Annotated in this window: 16 protein-coding genes; 5 read left to right on the top strand and 11 right to left on the bottom strand. The window is 68.4% G+C overall.

The annotated features are described in order from the left end of the window. Positions 1 to 48 precede the first annotated feature (48 nt). Positions 49 to 1,971: a 1-deoxy-D-xylulose-5-phosphate synthase gene (gene dxs, locus G539_RS0114105; RefSeq protein ID WP_029075771.1), complete on the bottom strand. Its 1,923-nt coding sequence runs from the start codon at positions 1,969 to 1,971 to the stop codon at positions 49 to 51. A 505-nt stretch (positions 1,972 to 2,476) separates the two neighbouring features. Between dxs and G539_RS0114100 the strand changes: the two genes are divergently transcribed. Both G539_RS0114100 and murB read left to right on the top strand, forming a co-directional pair. After that, positions 2,477 to 3,790: a chloride channel protein gene (locus G539_RS0114100; RefSeq protein ID WP_425402355.1), complete on the top strand. Its 1,314-nt coding sequence runs from the start codon at positions 2,477 to 2,479 to the stop codon at positions 3,788 to 3,790. A 76-nt stretch (positions 3,791 to 3,866) separates the two neighbouring features. Next, positions 3,867 to 4,877, top strand: coding sequence for a UDP-N-acetylmuramate dehydrogenase (gene murB / locus G539_RS0114095; protein WP_029075769.1), 1,011 nt, complete (start codon positions 3,867 to 3,869; stop codon positions 4,875 to 4,877). A 256-nt stretch (positions 4,878 to 5,133) separates the two neighbouring features. On the opposite strand, the gene G539_RS0114090 is transcribed toward murB, so the two are convergent. The 4 genes from G539_RS0114090 to G539_RS0114075 form a co-directional block, all read right to left on the bottom strand. Further along, positions 5,134 to 6,063, bottom strand: a complete 930-nt coding sequence (locus G539_RS0114090) for a pirin family protein (protein ID WP_029075768.1) — start codon at positions 6,061 to 6,063, stop codon at positions 5,134 to 5,136. A gap of 103 nt (positions 6,064 to 6,166) precedes the next feature. Then, positions 6,167 to 6,415, bottom strand: a complete 249-nt coding sequence (locus G539_RS0114085) for an exodeoxyribonuclease VII small subunit (protein WP_029075767.1) — start codon at positions 6,413 to 6,415, stop codon at positions 6,167 to 6,169. 62 nt (positions 6,416 to 6,477) lie between these two features. Beyond that, positions 6,478 to 7,407, bottom strand: coding sequence for a histone deacetylase family protein (locus G539_RS0114080; RefSeq protein ID WP_029075766.1), 930 nt, complete (start codon positions 7,405 to 7,407; stop codon positions 6,478 to 6,480). A gap of 61 nt (positions 7,408 to 7,468) precedes the next feature. Further along, positions 7,469 to 8,218, bottom strand: coding sequence for an enoyl-CoA hydratase-related protein (locus G539_RS0114075; RefSeq protein WP_035831730.1), 750 nt, complete (start codon positions 8,216 to 8,218; stop codon positions 7,469 to 7,471). 208 nt (positions 8,219 to 8,426) lie between these two features. Here G539_RS0114075 and G539_RS0114070 point away from each other — a divergent pair, with 208 nt between their 5' ends. Continuing rightward, positions 8,427 to 9,413 (top strand): L-threonylcarbamoyladenylate synthase, encoded by a 987-nt coding sequence (locus G539_RS0114070; protein ID WP_029075764.1) that lies wholly within the window; start codon positions 8,427 to 8,429, stop codon positions 9,411 to 9,413. Between the two features lie 13 nt (positions 9,414 to 9,426). On the opposite strand, the gene G539_RS0114065 is transcribed toward G539_RS0114070, so the two are convergent. After that, a complete protein-coding gene (locus G539_RS0114065; protein WP_029075763.1) occupies positions 9,427 to 10,434 on the bottom strand; it encodes a DnaJ C-terminal domain-containing protein in 1,008 nt (335 codons plus the stop codon). 112 nt (positions 10,435 to 10,546) lie between these two features. Continuing rightward, a complete protein-coding gene (locus tag G539_RS26750; RefSeq protein WP_169516651.1) occupies positions 10,547 to 11,008 on the bottom strand; it encodes an RT0821/Lpp0805 family surface protein in 462 nt (153 codons plus the stop codon). Between the two features lie 124 nt (positions 11,009 to 11,132). Here G539_RS26750 and pdxH point away from each other — a divergent pair, with 124 nt between their 5' ends. Next, positions 11,133 to 11,735 carry a pyridoxamine 5'-phosphate oxidase gene (gene pdxH, locus G539_RS0114055; RefSeq protein WP_029075761.1) on the top strand — a complete coding sequence of 201 codons (603 nt, stop codon included), beginning with the start codon at positions 11,133 to 11,135 and terminating at the stop codon, positions 11,733 to 11,735. 17 nt (positions 11,736 to 11,752) lie between these two features. On the opposite strand, the gene tldD is transcribed toward pdxH, so the two are convergent. Continuing rightward, positions 11,753 to 13,180 carry a metalloprotease TldD gene (gene tldD / locus G539_RS0114050; protein ID WP_029075760.1) on the bottom strand — a complete coding sequence of 476 codons (1,428 nt, stop codon included), beginning with the start codon at positions 13,178 to 13,180 and terminating at the stop codon, positions 11,753 to 11,755. A gap of 92 nt (positions 13,181 to 13,272) precedes the next feature. After that, entirely contained in the window at positions 13,273 to 13,641 is a 369-nt protein-coding gene (locus G539_RS0114045) for a lysozyme inhibitor LprI family protein (protein ID WP_029075759.1), read from the bottom strand. A gap of 206 nt (positions 13,642 to 13,847) precedes the next feature. Between G539_RS0114045 and aroA the strand changes: the two genes are divergently transcribed. After that, positions 13,848 to 15,116, top strand: coding sequence for a 3-phosphoshikimate 1-carboxyvinyltransferase (gene aroA, locus G539_RS0114040; protein ID WP_245576883.1), 1,269 nt, complete (start codon positions 13,848 to 13,850; stop codon positions 15,114 to 15,116). 229 nt (positions 15,117 to 15,345) lie between these two features. Here the strand turns inward: aroA and G539_RS0114035 are convergent, their stop codons facing one another. Together G539_RS0114035 and G539_RS0114030 are read right to left on the bottom strand one after the other, a co-directional pair. Further along, positions 15,346 to 15,957, bottom strand: a complete 612-nt coding sequence (locus G539_RS0114035; RefSeq protein ID WP_029075757.1) for a pyridoxamine 5'-phosphate oxidase family protein — start codon at positions 15,955 to 15,957, stop codon at positions 15,346 to 15,348. Positions 15,958 to 15,972: 15 nt separating this feature from the next. Beyond that, on the bottom strand, positions 15,973 to 16,422 hold the full coding sequence (locus tag G539_RS0114030) for an invasion associated locus B family protein (protein ID WP_245576914.1): 450 nt from the start codon (positions 16,420 to 16,422) through the stop codon (positions 15,973 to 15,975). Positions 16,423 to 16,507: the final 85 nt, after the last annotated feature.

The following is a 16,507-nucleotide window of genomic DNA, read 5'->3' as shown; positions in this document are numbered from 1 at the left end:
ATCGCGTCTTCTTCTCGCGAAGCGGTATCCGCTTCGCTCGAAAACGCTCTAGGCGCGGCGGAAGCCGGCCGCCTCGTCGCCGCGGCCGAGTGCCTCGAACACGGTCGCAACGATGCCGCGGGAGTCGAGGCCGCTGTCGGCGATCATCGCCTCCGGCTTGTCGTGGTCGACGAAATCGTCGCGCATGACGAGCGTGCGGATCTTCAGGCCGCGATCGAAGGCGCCGGCGCCGGCGAGGAAGGCCAGCACCTGGCCGCCGAAGCCGCCGACGGCGCCTTCCTCGACCGTGATCACGACTTCGTGATTGCGGGCGAGGTCCAGGACCAGGTCCGTGTCGAGCGGCTTGGCGAAGCGCGCGTCGGCGACGGTGGTCGAAAGTCCGTAGGTGTCGAGTTCCTCTGCCGCCTTCAGCGCATCCTTGAGACGGGTGCCGAAGGAGAGGATCGCCACCTTGCTGCCCTGGCGCAGGATGCGGCCCTTGCCGATCGGCAGGATTTCGCCGCGCGCCGGCATGTCGATGCCGACGCCTTCGCCGCGCGGATAGCGGAAGGAGGAGGGGGCGTCGTCGATCGCGACCGAGGTGGCGATCATGTGCACCAGCTCGGCCTCGTCGGACGGGGCCATGACGATCATGCCGGGCAGCGCCGTCAGGAAGCCGGTGTCGAACGAGCCGGCATGGGTGGCGCCGTCGGCGCCGACGAAGCCGGCGCGGTCGATCGCGAAGCGCACGGGCAGCTTCTGGATCGCCACGTCGTGCACGATCTGGTCGTAGCCGCGCTGCAGGAAGGTCGAGTAGATCGCGCAGAACGGCTTGTAGCCTTCCGACGCGAGGCCGGCCGCGAAGGTGACGGCGTGCTGCTCGGCGATGCCGACGTCGAAGGTGCGCTTCGGGAAGGCCTGGCCGAACAGGTCGAGACCCGTACCGGACGGCATCGCGGCCGTGACGGCGACGATCTTGTCATCGGTCTCGGCTTCCTTGATCAGCGTTTCCGCGAAGACGCGGGTGTAGCTCGGCGCGTTCGGCGTCGCCTTGGCCTGCTTGCCGGTGATGACGTCGAAGCGGTTGACGCCGTGATACTTGTCGGCGGCGGCTTCAGCGGGCGCGTAGCCCTTGCCCTTCTGCGTCACGACATGCAGCAGGATCGGCCCCTCCGGCGCGTCGCGCAGATTGCGCAGGACCGGCAGCAGATGGTCGAGATTGTGGCCGTCGATCGGGCCGACATAGTAGAAGCCGAGCTCCTCGAACAGCGTGCCGCCGGTGAAGAAGCCGCGCGCATATTCCTCGGTCTGCTTGGCCTTCTCGTGCAGGAAGCGCGGCAGCTTGCTGGCCAGCTGCTTCGCCGCTTCGCGGAACGAGCGATAGGTCCGGCCGGAGACGAGGCGGGCCAGATAGGCCGACATGGCGCCGACCGGCGGCGCGATCGACATGTCGTTGTCGTTCAGGATGACGATCAGGCGCGAGCGCTCTGCGCCGGCGTTGTTCATCGCCTCATAGGCCATGCCGGCCGACATCGCACCGTCGCCGATCACGCAGACGACGGCGTTGTCGCCCTGCGACAGGTCGCGGGCGACCGCCATGCCGAGGCCGGCGGAGATCGAGGTCGAGGAATGCGCCGCGCCGAAGGGGTCGTAGGCGCTTTCGGAGCGCTTGGTGAAGCCCGAGAGGCCGCCCGGCTGGCGCAGCGTGCGGATGCGGTCGCGGCGGCCGGTCAGGATCTTGTGCGGATAGGCCTGGTGGCCGACGTCCCAGATGATCCGGTCATCAGGGGTGTTGAAGACATAGTGCAGCGCCACCGTCAGCTCGACGACGCCGAGGCCGGCACCGAGATGGCCGCCGGTGATCGACACCGCGTCGATGGTTTCGGCGCGGAGCTCCGCGGCCAGCTGCGCGAGCGCGCTCTCCGGCAGGTTGCGGAGATCGGCGGGCGTGTCGACGGTATCGAGAAGGGGCGTATCGGTCTTGCCGGTCATCTATCGAGCATGTCTGTTACATGAACGGGCACGGTTACACGACCGGGCGACGGGAGGCAACGCGCGGAGCCGCGCAGGGGCGCGGCCAAATCCCGCGTGGTTGCGAACCGCGACGCGACCGCTACTGTGTCTGCCTGATTCATGCGAGGGGCAATGACAATCCGTCATACCGTTGTCTTCCGGCTGGAGCAGGAGAGGGGTTCCGCCGCGGAGAGGTCATTTCTGGCCAGTGCGCAGGCGCTAAATCCCCGGCGTCGAGATTTTCGACCCGAGGCGCTAGGCTGACATCGAAAACGGTCTTGATATGGGTTCCCCGATCGATTTCGTCCACCAGGCCTTGTTTGGCCGGAGCCTTGTCCATCTCGCCGGCTGCTGCGCTCGGAGCGGCGTCGGTGGCGGATGAGCGCGGTGGTTTCCGGGCCGCCGGCCCCTGGAGCGCTCGTTCCGGCCAGATGCCGATCGGCACAGCGCGGGTGCGACCCGTGATCCGTCTTGGAGTGAATTCTTGCTGTTGCGACTGAAACTGAAGCGGCCGCGCATCCGCAGGCTGGTTGACCAGCCGGCGCCCGCCTGGCTCTCCCGCGACCTCTGGCGCCGGCGCATCGCCTTCTGGGTCGGCGCCGCCATGATCGGCCTGGTGAGCGTCGCCTTCGCCTTCGCCGCCGATCAGGCGCAGCTGCTGTTCCAGTGGATGACGGGCAAGGCGATCTGGCTGCCGCTGATCCTGGCGCCGCTCGGCTTCATGCTCTGCGCGCATCTGGCGCGGACGGTGTTTCCCGGCGCCGCCGGCAGCGGCATCCAGCAGGCGATCGCGGCGTGCGAGTTGAACGACGCCGCGTCGCGCTCCCGGCTGCTGTCGCTGCGCGTCGCCGTCGGCAAGATCTTCCTGACCCTGATCGGCATCGCCTCGGGCGGATCGATCGGCCGCGAGGGGCCGACCGTGCAGATCGGCGCGGCGATCATGCTCAAGGTCGGCACCATCGCCGGCGCCGACCGCGCCCGGGGCCTGATCCTCGCCGGCTCGGCCGCCGGCATTTCGGCCGCCTTCAACGCGCCGCTCGCCGGCATCGTCTTCGCCATCGAGGAGATGAGCCGTTCCTTCGAGCAGAAGACGGCGGGGCTGGTGCTGTCGGCGGTGATCATCGCCGGTCTCGTCTCGCTCGGGCTGGTCGGCAACTATGACTATTTCGGCCAGGTCTCGGGCTCGGTCAAAGGCGTCGAGGGATGGCTGATGGTGCTGTTCTGCGGCCTGTTCGGCGGCCTCGCCGGTGCGCTGTTCGGCAAGGCCATGCTCTGGGGCACCCGGCAGATCCGCATCTGGACCAGCGCGATGCCGGGACGGCGGACGCTGCTGGTCGCCGGTCTCTGCGGCCTCGCCGTCGCGGTCATCGGCCTTGCGACCGGCGGCAGCACCTTCGGTACGGGCTACGAGCATGCGCGATCGGCGATCGAGGGCGAGCTGCTGCCGTGGTATTTCGCGCCGGCCAAGCTGGTGGTGACGCTGCTGTCCTCCCTTTCCGGCATACCGGGCGGCATCTTCGCGCCGTCGCTCGCCGTCGGGACGGGCATTGGCAGCCTGCTCGCGCTCGTCTTCGGAGCGAGCGCCGGCGTCGCGGCGCTGCTCGGCATGGCCGGCTACTTCGCCGGCGTCGTGCAGGCACCGATCACTGCCTTCGTCATCATTCTGGAAATGACGGCCGACAGCGCCGATCTCATTCCGATCATGTGCGCCTCGGTGATCGGCTACAGCGTCTCCAGCCTCCTGGTGCCGCAATCGCTGTATCACGGCCTGGCCGAGCCGCTGCTGAAGAAGGAATGACGGGCGGCGGTCGACACCGGCGCCACGATCCGTCATAGGAATGCCGGACTGACGGGGCCCTTCTGCCGGGATCAGAATGCACGAGATACTGACGGACCATCCGCTCGACGCCTGCAACAGCTTCGGCTTTCGCGCGCGTAGCCGCTATGCGGTCGAGATCCGCTCGGAGGCGGACCTCCAGTCCGCGCTCGCCGATCCGCGCCTGAAGGATCTGCCGCGCCGGCTGCTCGGCGGCGGCAGCAACATCGTGCTCGCCTCCGAATTCGACGGCGTGACCCTGTTGATGCGGATCGCCGGGCGCCAGCTGGTACAGGCCGAGGCGGACCATTTCATCGTCGAGGCCGCCGGTGGCGAGACCTGGCATGATTTCGTGCGCTGGACGCTCGACGAGGGCTATCCAGGCCTCGAGAATCTCGCGCTCATTCCCGGCACGGTCGGCGCCGCGCCGGTGCAGAACATCGGTGCCTATGGCATCGAGCTGGCCGATCGGTTCGAGACGCTCCGGGCGTTTGATACCGAGGCGGGGACCTTCGTCACCTTCGACAGGGAGGCGTGCGCCTTCGCCTACCGCGACAGCGTCTTCAAGCATCGCCCGGGCCGATATGTCGTCACCAGCGTGCGCTTCCGCCTGCCACGGCCATGGCAGCCAGTGCTGAGCTATCCCGATATCGCGGCGGCGTTCCGCGACGCGGATCCGGTTTCGCCCCGGGCCGTGTTCGACGAGGTCGTCGCCGTGCGCGGCCGCAAGCTGCCCGACCCGGCGGTGATCGGCAACGCCGGCAGCTTCTTCCAGAACCCGGTTGTCGCGGCCGACCAGCATGCCCGCCTCAAGGTGTCGCACCCGGCCATGGGCGGCTATCCGCAGGCCGATGGCCGGATCAAGCTCTCGGCCGCCTGGCTGGTCGAGCAGAGCGGCTTCAAGGGCATGCGGCTCGGCCATGTCGGCGTCTACGACCGCCACGCCCTGATCCTGGTCAATCATGGCGGAGGTTCGGCGGCCGAGATCACCACGCTCGCCGGCCGCATCAAGGCCGGCGTCATGGAGAAGTTCGGCGTCCAGCTCGTCGAGGAGCCGGTTTTCCTCTGAGGGGACTTGTGCTTAGCGAGAACCTTCCATGCCGATTGGCCCGCTCCGCCAGCATCCTGAGGTGCTTCGCGTAAGCGAAGCCTCGAAGGGGGATCCAGGCGGGCGCCAGTTTGGCGGATGACGTTTGAACTCTGCCGGCGTTTCCGGTGTTTCCTGGACCCTCCTTCGAGGCCCGGCTTTGCCGGGCACCTCAGGACGATGGTCGCGTTTCGGACTCGGCCCGTCGGGGTTGACGCCGAAGTGCGGCGGGAGAGCCCTACGGCCCTTCCGGCAACGGAATGAATTCCTTCTCGTCGCCGAACACCTTGTCGAAGCGGCCGGCTCTCCAGTCGGCCTTGGCCTGCTCGATGCGGTCCTTCGACGAAGAGACGAAATTCCACCAGATGTGGCGTGGGCCGTCCATCGGCGCGCCGCCGACCAGCATCAGCCGCGAGGGCGCCCGCGCCGTGACCAGGATCGGGTCGCCGGGGCGCAGCACCAGCAGCCGTCCGGCCTCGAACACGTCGCCCGCAATCTCGATCTCGCCCTCGAAGATATAGATCGCCCGCTCTTCATGCTGCGTGTCGACCGGCAGCCGGCCGCCCGGCCGCAGCACGATGTCGGCATAGATCGTGTCGGAGAAGGTCTCGACCGGGGAGGTTTCGCCATAGGCGGAGCCGACGATCAGGCGCAGATCGACGCCGTCGCCGGTGATCACCGGCAGGTCGGCGCGGGCGTGGTGGTGGAAGACGGGCGCAGCCTCTTCCTTGTCCTGCGGCAGCGCCACCCAGGTCTGCAGGCCGCCGATGCGGCGGTCGTTCGCCTTCTGGCGGAATTCCTGGCTCGAACGCTCGGAATGGGCGATGCCGCGACCGGCGGTCATCCAGTTGACGTCGCCCGGCCGGATCGCCTGTTCGACGCCGGTCGAATCGCGGTGGATGATCTCGCCATCGAACAGATAGGTCACCGTGGCGAGCCCGATATGCGGATGCGGCCGCACGTCGAGGCCTTCGCCGGCGGGAAACTCGCCGGGGCCCATCTGGTCGAGGAAGATGAAGGGCCCGACCATGCGCCGCTTGACGGTCGGCAGCGCGCGCTTCACGGCGAAGCCGCCAATGTCGACGGAGCGCGGCACCACGACGAGATTGATCGCGTCGCTGGAGGCGGCATCGCCGAAGATGGGGTCGATATCGGGCAGACGGCTCATGGCACTCTCCTCTTCGTCCGGTGCCGGCACCGATAGTGGAGGTCGTCAGCATGGGCCGATAGACGCGGTTCCGGCGACGGATTGTTCAGCGAAACGTCGCCACCTAGTCGACGTCGAGCGGCTCGGTTCCGGTCGGCTGGCCGTTCGCGCCGGTGCGGATCTTCTCGACCTTGGCCTCGGCCTGCTTGAGCAGGGCCTCGCAATGCTTCTTCAGCGCTTCGCCGCGCTCGTAGATCTTGATCGATTCCTCGAGCGGCACGTCGCCCCGCTCGAGATGGCCGACGATCGTCTCCAGCTCGGCGAGCGCCTTTTCGAAGGAGAGGCTTTCGATGGCGGTCTGGACGTCGGACATGGGCGAAACTCCGGATTGTGCGGCGAACCTTTTCGGCCATCGCGGCCCGTGATGCAAGCGGCTCAGCCGGCCCGCATCAGCCGTTCGACATGAACGGCGGTGGAAGAGGCGAGGGCTTTCAGGTCGTAGCCGCCTTCGAGGATGCTGACGAGGCGACCCCTGGCGTGGCGGTCCGCGCAGGCCATCAGCAGGTCGGTCGCCTCGGCGAAGTCCGCCTCGTCGAGCCTGAGCTCGCCGAGGGGGTCCTGGTGGTGGGCGTCGAACCCTGCCGAGATGATGACGAGTTCAGGCCGGAACGCATCGAGCGCCGGCAGGATGTGGCCTTCGAGCGCGGCGCGGAACTCGGCGCTGCCGGCGCCGGGCGCGAGCGGCGCGTTGACGATGTTGCCTGCGCCCGTCTCGCTCGCCGCGCCCGTACCGGGATAGAGCGGCATCTGGTGCGTCGAGGCATAGAGCACCGAGGGATCGTCCCAGAAGATCGCCTGCGTGCCGTTGCCGTGATGCACGTCCCAGTCGACGATCGCGACCCGTTCGATGCCATGGGCGCGCTGGGCGTGGCGCGCCGCGATGGCCGCCTGGTTGAAGTAGCAGAAGCCCATGGCGCGCTCCGGCTCGGCGTGATGGCCGGGCGGGCGCATGGCGCAGAAGGCGTTCTTCGCGTCGTCGTCCATCACCGCGTCGACGGCCTGGCAGGCGCCGCCGACGGCGACCAGCGCGGCCTCCAGCGTCTTCGACGACATGATCGTGTCGGCGTCGATGCGGACCATGCTTTCGGAAGGGCTGTAGTGGCGCATCGCGTCGAGATGGGCCTCGGTGTGGCAGAGGCGGATCATGGCGACGTCGGCCATGCGGGCCTTTTCGCGCAGGAGCGGCGCGAAGCGCTCGTCCGCCAGCGCCGCCTCGACGGCCTGAATGCGCTCCGGGCGCTCCGGATGGCCGAACGGCACGAGATGCTCGGCGAAGACGGGGTGGTGGATCAGCAGCGTCGCCATGTGGGTCCCTGGTCGTCGGTGGATCCGGGCCCGATTGCCCGCGTCTGTCGGTCGAGCGTGTTCAGAAGCCTTTTCGCATGTAGGCGACCACCGCGTCCCGGACGAGGGGCGAGCGCAGGCGGGCAAGGATCTGGGTAAGTTCCTGGTCGATGCGGGTCAGGACTTCGCGCCGGTCGCCCCGCATCAGGCGGCGGGTCTGGCCAACGCTTTCGTCGGGCAGGCTGATCAGCCGGCGCGCCACCTTGACGGCCTCCTGCTCGACTTCCGCCGCCGGCACGATCCGGTTGACCAGCCCGACAGCGAGCGCGCGCTCGACGTCGAAGCGCTCGCCGAGCACGAGATATTCGAAGGCGCGCTGGTATCCCATCAGGCGCGGGGCGAGCAGGGTAGCGGCGGCGCAGGGCACGAGGCCGAGTTCGGTGCAGGTCGATTCGAAGGCGGACCATTCGCTCGCGACGACATAGTCGCAATGCATCAGCAGATGGGAGCCGAGGCCGAGCGCCAGGCCGTCGACGGCCGCGATCAGGGGCTTCTCGATCGTGGCGATGGTCTTCATGAAGCGGATGATGCTTTCGTCGATCCGCCGCCCGTCGACATAGTCGAGAAGTTCACGCAGGTCCGTGCCGGTCGAGAAGACGCCGGGCGATCCGACGATGACGAACGCCTTGTTGCGTCCGTCGCGCTCGCCGACGACCAGCGCATCGGACAGGGCCGACAGCAGTTCGGCCGAGAGGGCATTCTGAGTTTCCGGCCGCTCGAGGCGAATGACGGTCACACCGCCTCTCGCGTCGACGGCGATCGGCAAACTCATGCGGTCATTCATGCGATATCGGACTCCCCACTCGCCGAGAGAATTGGACCGGTCATGTCCCAAAGTAAAGTCTTCGGCACACTTTGTTTGCAATTCTAGATAGTCCGGATCGTCGCATCCGGTTGATGACCGCCAAGGAAGCGCTTGACTGGAAGCACGCGAAGCGCCTTTTGGCGTCCAGATCCGAAACAATCTCCCGGAGTCCGGCGTGAACGCGCGCAAATTGCCTTCAATTCGCCCTGCCTTCGACGCCGATGCGCAAAACGCCGCAGTGGCGGCGCTGAGGGCTGGCGAACTCGTCGGCATGCCGACCGAGACCGTCTACGGCCTGGCGGCCGATGCCACCAATGGCGAGGCGGTGGCGCGAATCTACGCCGCCAAGGGGCGGCCGAGCTTCAACCCGCTGATCGCGCATGTGGCCGATCTCGCCGCCGCGGAAAAGCTCGTCGTGTTCGACCCGCTGTCGCGTCGTCTCGCCGAGGCGTTCTGGCCGGGCCCGCTGACGCTGGTGCTGCCGAAGCGCGCCGATGCCGGCGTCTCCGACCTCGCGACCGCCGGGCTCGACACGCTGGCCGTGCGCATGCCGTCGCATCCGGCCGCGCATGCGCTCCTGAAGGCGTTCGGGCGTCCGGTCGCCGCGCCGAGCGCCAACCGGTCGGGCCATGTCAGCGCCACCACCGCCGCGCATGTTGCGGCGGATCTCGGCCATGCCGTTTCCGTCATCCTCGATGCCGGCGCGAGCAAGGTCGGCGTCGAATCCACCATTGTCGCCGCGACCCCGCGCGGGCTGGCGCTGCTCCGGGCTGGTGGCGTGCCGCGCGAGGCGATCGAGGCGGTGGCGGGCGCGCCGCTGGAGGCGGTCGACCTCACGGATCCGGAGGCGCCGACGGCGCCCGGCCAACTCGCCTCGCACTATGCGCCCGGCGCGGCCGTCCGGCTCGGCGCCGACGAGGTGCGGCCCGGCGAGGCGCTGATCGCGTTCGGGCCGGAGCTGCCGCGCAATGCCGAGGCCGCGGTCGCGATGGTCAATCTCAGCCCGCGCGGCGACCTGATCGAGGCGGCGGCGCGGCTGTTCTCGGCGCTCCGCGAGCTGGACGGCAAGGCCGCGACGATCGCCGTCGCGCCGATCCCGGCGACGGGACTGGGAGAGGCGATCGCTGATCGCCTCCGGCGCGCGGCGGCGCCGCGCCCCTGAGGTCGGGTTAGCCTCAGCCTTCGAATTCCGGGCCGCGCGCCGAATAGAAGTTCGTCTCGCGCCAGCGCTTCATCAGCGCCTCGAACTCGGGATCGATCTCGTCCGGCAGGACGATCTTGAGCGAGACCAGAAGGTCGCCATGACCGCCGACGCTGGTCGGCAGGCCCTTGCCCTTCAGCCGCATGACACGACCACCGTCCGAGCGGGCGGGAATCGTCATCGTGCCGGAACCGGTCAGGGTCGGCACGCGCACCTTGGCGCCGAGCACGGCTTCGTCGAGCGTCACCGGCAGGTCGAGGCGGAGCGTATCGCCGTCCACCTTGAACAGCGGATGCGGCACGAACTCGACCGTCACCAGCGCGTCGCCGGACGGGCCGCCGGTCGGGCTGGCCCAGCCCTGGCCGCGCAGCCGGATCACCCGGCCCGGCCTGGTGCCGGCGGGAATCGAGATTTCGAGCGTCCGGCCGGTCGGCAGTTCGACGCGCGCCTTTTCCTCGCGCACGATCTGCTCGAGCGTTACCGCGACGGTCGCCGACACGTCTTCGCCACGGCCACGCGGCTGGGCCGAGGCCCTGGCGCCGCCGCCGCTGAAACCGCTGAAGCCGCCGGATTGGCCGCCAAAGCCGCTGAAGCCGCCGGTCTGGCCGCCGCCGAAGCCGAACAGGTCGTTCAGGATGTCGTCGGCGCCGCCACCACCGCCACCACCACCACTGGAAGACCAGCGATAGCTGCGGGCGCCGGAGCCGGACGCGGCGCGCGGATCGAAGCCGGAAAACCCTTCGAAGCCCTGGAACTTGGGCTTGCCCTCGGCGTCGATTTCGCCGCGGTCGAACTGGCCACGCTTCTCTTCGTCGCTCAGGATCTCGTAGGCCGAATTGATCTCGGCGAACTTCTCCTGGGCCTTCGGATCATCCTGATTCTGATCGGGATGGTGTTTTTTGGCGAGACGGCGAAACGCCTTCTTCACCTCGGCCGCGGACGCCTTCTTGTCGACGCCGAGGACCTGATATGGATCACGCATGGGAAACCCCCTCTAAGGGCAGGATTCATCCCGGCCCGCCATGCGGCACCGGAACTCTCCATAACATAGGGAGGCTAGGAATTGATTCCAATCGCCTCGAATCGTTTGCAGATTAGAGAAGTGCGCTGTCTTCGGGAACGACCTCGAACAGCTGCCACATCCCGTCCGGCGCGCGGCAGGCGTCGCCGCGATAGCGGCGGATGCCGCGAACGTCGCTGACGGTCAGCGAGAAGGCGCGGCAGTTCCGGCCGTCCGGCTCGTTGCGGGCAGAAGCGAGGGGAGAGATCGTGCCGTTGGAGCCGGTGTCCGGGTTGGTCCAGTCGATGACTTCGCCCTTCGCCGAGCCGGGCATGAAGGTCGAGGCCGTCAGGCGGATATGCTCCCAGTCGGAGGGCGCCACGGCTTCGACCACGCTGCGCGCTTTTGCGGCCGGCGTCGCCGGCCGGACCGGCGCGATCGAGGCCGTCGTCATCGGGTCGAGGTCTGCTTCCGGGCCGCCGGGTGCCAGTCCGCATCCGGCGAGCCCGCAACCGGCAATCATGAGAATGGGGCGGAAGCGGCGTACTATCCGCATGCCCGCTGGATCCCGTCTTGTCTGGTCATATGCCGTCCGGTCGATATATGTCTGTCCCGTAGCAGCACGAATGACCCCCCAGCGGACGCCCTGCGGATCGCAGCATCGGAAAAGATGATTAAGGATGAGTGACTTCACAGCCGCGACGGATCCCTTCGCCCTTTTCGCCGAATGGCTGCTGGAGGCGGAGGCGTCCGAACCGAACGACCCGAACGGCATGGCGCTGGCGACCGTCGATTCCGACGGCCTGCCGGACGTTCGCATGGTGCTGATGAAGGATTTCGACGAGCGCGGGATCGTGTTCTACACGAACTACGGCAGCGCCAAGGGGCAGGAGCTGCTGGCCAATCCCAAGGCGGCGGTGCTGTTCCACTGGAAGAGCCTGCGCCGCCAGGTCCGCGTGCGCGGGCCTGTCGAGCGGGTGACGGACGACGAGGCCGACGCCTATTTCGCGTCGCGGCCGCGTCATAGCCGGCTCGGTGCCTGGGCGTCGAAGCAGTCGCAGCCGCTCGAATCGCGTTTCGCGCTGGAAAAGGCGGTCGCGACCGTCGCCGCCAAATATCCGCTCGGCGAGATTCCGCGCCCGTCGCACTGGTCGGGCTTCCGCATCACGCCGGTGCAGGTCGAGTTTTGGAAGGACGGCGCCTTCCGCCTGCACGATCGCGTCGTCTTCCGTCGCGACGTCCCGGGCGCGGGGGAATGGAGCCGCGAGCGCCTCTATCCCTAGGCGCCCGCATTCATGGGTCAGGCGGCGGCGGTGCCGCCGACCGTGATCTGGTCGATGCGGATGGTCGGCTGGCCGACGCCGACCGGCACGCCCTGGCCGCTCTTGCCGCAAGTGCCGATGCCGAGGTCGAGCGCCATGTCGTCGCCGACCATCGAGACGCGCTTCATCGCCTCCGGACCGTTGCCGATCAGCATGGCGCCCTTGACCGGCGCGCCGATCTTGCCGTTCTCGATCATGTAGCCTTCGGTGCAGGCGAAGACGAACTTGCCGCTCGTGATGTCGACCTGGCCGCCGCCGAACGACACCATGTAGAGGCCCTTCTTCACCGAGGCGAGGATCTCAGCGGGATTGTCCTTGCCGCTCTTCATGATCGTGTTGGTCATGCGCGGCATCGGCACATGCGCATAGGACTGCCGGCGACCATTGCCGGTCGGCTTCATGCCCATCAGCCGGGCGTTCTGGCGGTCCTGCATGTAGCCGACGAGGACGCCGTCCTCGATCAGCGTCGTCGCCTGCGTCGGCGTGCCCTCGTCGTCGAAGGAAAGCGAGCCGCGCCGGTCGAGGATCGAGCCGTCGTCGACGACGGTGACGCCCTTGGCGGCGACCTGCTGGCCCATCAGTCCGGCGAAGGCGCTCTCGCCACGGCGGTTGAAGTCGCCCTCGAGTCCGTGGCCGACCGCCTCGTGCAGCATGACGCCCGGCCAGCCGGGGCCGAGCACGACGTCGAACGTGCCGGCGGGGGCGGGGACCGCCTCCAGATTGACGAGCGCCTGGCGCAGCGCCTCGTCGACCGCGTGCTGCCAGCGGTCGGTCGCGACGAACTGGCCGAAGCCCTCGCGTCCGCCCATGCCGTAGGAGCCGGTTTCCTGCCGGTCGCCTTCGCCGGCGATGATCGACACGCTGACGCGCACCAGCGGCCGCACGTCGCGGCGATAGGTGCCGTCCGGGCGCAGGATCTCGATCACCTGCCACGTGCCGGCCAGCGAGGCGCTGACCTGGCGGACGCGCGAATCCTTGGCCCGCGCATAGGCGTCGATCGCCTCGAGCAGCTTCACCTTGTCGGCGAAGCTCGGGCTGCCGAGCGGGTTCTCGTCGGTGTAGAGGATGCGGTTGGTGCCCTGCGGCGGCGCCGCGAGCGTGCCGGAATGGCCGCGCTTGACCGAGGCGACGGCCTCGCCGGCGCGGCGGATGGCGTCGAGCGAGACTTCGCCGGCATGGGCGTAGCCGACCGCCTCGCCCGCGACGGCGCGCAGGCCGAAACCCTGGCGCGTGTCGAAGCTGGCGCCGGTCAGCCGGCCATTGTCGAAGGCCAGGCCCTCGGACTGGGCGTATTCGAGATAGAGCTCGCCGTCGTCCGCGCCGGAAAGGGCGTCCGCGACGACGCCGCGTGTCGCCTCGCGGTCGAGGCCGGCGCGTGCGAGAATTGAGATTTGGTCATCGGCCATGGCAAGCTCCGCGATCGAGTTTCAATCGCTGAGATAGGCGATCCGGCCGGGTTTGGCACCCCCTGCCGTCGCCAGGGCAGGGGAAGCGCCGCCTATTGCTGGTTGGCGAACGCGTCCATCGCGGTGGTGATCTCGGCCTTGAGCGCGGCGATGCGGGCGTCATAGACGCGGCCCAGGCAGGCGACGTCGCCGCCGCACGCGTCGCGCAGGCGCAGGAACTCGGCTGCCGCGTCGCGGCGGGCGCCGTTCGCGCCCATCAGCATCGGCACCTTGTTGTAGGCGAACCAGAGCGCCGCCATTTCGGTGTCCTGTTCCGAGAGACGCGGGTTCTGGCAGATGGCGGTCTCGACCGGCGTGGCGGCCTTCGCGCAATCGAAGCTGGCGGCCAGCGCCGGATCGGCGAAAGCGGTTGCGGCAATCGGGGCGGCGGCGAGCGCGGCGAGCGTGGCAAGGCGGATCATGGTGTGGTCCCTGGTTCGCGCTGCAGATTCGGCGCGACCTTGATATTTCGAGCCCGACTTGTCGAGCGCCCGGACGCGCTGCCCATTGCCATCAGGCCCCGGAATGGCCCATACGCTGCGGCACGGAACAACGAATTGTGATCGAAGGCCGCAGGGACGCCCCGTAGCGCTCGCGCCCGATCGCCTGGAGCACGAGGGACAAGACGATGGCGGCATTCGGCCTGGACAAGAGTGAACTGACGATCATGCCGGTCGACGGCCCGCTTAGCGGACGCGTCACGCCGCCCGGATCCAAGTCGATCACCAATCGCGCGCTGCTGCTGGCGGCGCTCGCCAAGGGCACCAGCCATCTCACCGGCGCGCTGAAGAGCGTCGACACCAAGCTGATGGCCGAGGCGCTGCGCGCCATGGGCGTCACCATCGACGAGCCGGACGACACCAGCTTCATCGTCACCAGCACGGGCCGCCTCGAGGCGCCGGCGGCGCCGCTGTCGCTCGGCAATGCCGGCACGGCGATGCGCTTCCTCACCGCGGCGGTGACGCTGGTGCAGGGCACCGTCGTCGTCGATGGCGACGCGCATATGCGCAAGCGTCCGATCGGCCCGCTCGTCGAGGCGCTGCGCTCGATCGGCATCGCTGCCTCCGACGCCAGCGGCTATCCGCCGGTCATCGTGCATGGCAACGGCGCCTTCGGCAGCGGCCGCGTGGAAATCGACGGCGGGCTTTCGAGCCAGTACGTTTCGGCGCTGCTGATGGCGGCCGCTTTCGGCAACGGCCCGATCGAGGTGGCGCTGACCGGCAGCGAGATCGGCGCGCGCGGCTATGTCGACCTGACCATCGCGGCGATGCGTGCCTTTGGCGCCTCGGTCGAGCAGCTCGACGCCGCGAGCTGGCGCGTGCAGCCGACCGGCTACACCGCGACCGACTACGTCATCGAGCCGGACGCCTCGGCCGCCACCTATCTCTGGGCCGCTGAAGTGCTGACGGGCGGCAAGATCGACCTCGGTGTCGCCTCGGATGCCTTCACGCAGCCCGATGCCAAGGCGCGGGAGGTGATCGCCCAGTTTCCGCACCTGCCGGCCGTCATCGACGGCTCGCAGATGCAGGACGCGATCCCGACCATCGCGGTGCTGGCGGCCTTCAACGAAACGCCGGTCCGCTTCGTCGGCATCGCCAATCTGCGCGTCAAGGAGTGCGACCGTGTCGCCGCCGTGGCGACGGAGCTGTCGCGAATCCGTCCCGGTCTGGGCACGGAGGAGGGGGATGACCTGATCGTCGCCTCGGATCCGAAGCTCGCCGGCCAGGTTCTGTCGACGCGGATCGAGACCTATTCGGATCACCGCATCGCCATGAGCCTGGCGCTCGCCGGCCTGAAGATCGGCGGCATCACGATTCTCGATCCCGGCTGCGTCGCCAAGACCTACCCGACCTATTGGGAAGCGCTGAAGAGCCTCGGCGTCCAGCTCGTCGAGTAGCGGCGGCGGGCGGCGCACGATCCGCCCAGGCTGCATTCCCAAAGCTCGACCATCATCCTGAGGTGCCCGGCGTAGCCGGGCCTCGAAGGAGGGTCCAGGGAGCGCGCCGCTGGATCCTCCTTCGAGGCTTCGCTCGCGCGAAGCGCCTCAGGATGATGGCGGTGTCTGTCGATCGGCCGGAAGGCCGTGCGACGCCCTCATCAGGGACGGCGGCAGGCCTAAATCATGCTCAGTACAGCGACGTGGCGTAGCGGGCGAGCATCTCGGACTGGGTTTCGGCCTGCTCGTGCGAGCGCGTATGGTCCTTGAGCATCTCGCCCATGGTCGGCAGGCGATCGCGCGGGACGCGGCTTTCCTCGGCCCATAGCTTCGAGCGCATCAGCGCCTTGGCGCATTGCAGATAGGCTTCCCGCACCGTCACCACGAGGACGGTGGCGGGGATCCTGCCTTCCGCCATATGGGCGCTGCGCAGCGCCAGGTCGTCGTCGATCACCGCCGTGCCGTTCACGCGCAAGGTCTCGTCGACGCCGGGGATCAGGAAGATCAGGCCGATTCCGGGACGCTCGACGATGTTGGAAAGCGTGTCGATCCGGTTGTTGCCGACGCGGTCCGGGAGGATCAGCGTGGTGTCGTCGGCGACAGTGACGAAGCCCGGATGATCGCCGCGCGGCGTGGCGTCGCCGAAGCCGTCGGCGCCCTGGGTCGCGAGGATCACGAAGGGCGAGAGGGCGATGAACGACCGGCAGTGCCGGTCGAGGCGGTCGAGTTGCTTGGCGACCGAACGGCCCTTGGGCGCGCCATAGATGGCCCGCAGCGATTCCATCGTCTCGATGCGGGCCATGCGTGCTTTCCAGTCCTAGGGGAGGGCGTCGAAGCCGGGTCCGAAGCCGTTGAGGGAGATCGGAATGCCGATACCTTCCTCGGGTGTCTGGAAGATGACGAAGGTCGCCGTCTTGCCGTCACGCAGCTTCTTGATCAACTCGTCGTCGAGGATGACCTCGGCGAGGCAGCCATCCGGGAGGCAGCGCACGAAGCCGGCGCGGCCCATCTCGTTCTGGTCGATCTTGAGGCCGAGGCCGGACGGCAGCAGCACGCCGAGCGGCGCCAGCACGCGCATGACCTTGGCCTTCTTGTCGGCCGTCTTCAGCACGATCACCGACAGGCCGACATTGTCGCGGTCCTCGGCGGTGACGAACTGCATCATCGAGCAGACTTCGCCCTGGGCCCCCGGCGGCTTGTCGCAGCGGGTTTCCCAGTCGCCATGCATGCCCTTGGAGACGCCCTGCGCGCCTGCCGTCGCCGGCATCAGCGCGGCGAGCGCGGCGGCCGCCAGCCCCGCCTGGACGATTCGCAGGGGCCGGAATGCGCCACGACGCGCGGTCGGAAATACC

The organism is Kaistia adipata DSM 17808 (assembly GCF_000423225.1).
GTDB classification, from domain to species: Bacteria; Pseudomonadota; Alphaproteobacteria; order Rhizobiales; family Kaistiaceae; genus Kaistia; species Kaistia adipata.
The sequence above is the reverse complement of the archived record's forward strand: the minus strand, read 5'-3'. Positions and strand labels throughout refer to the sequence as shown.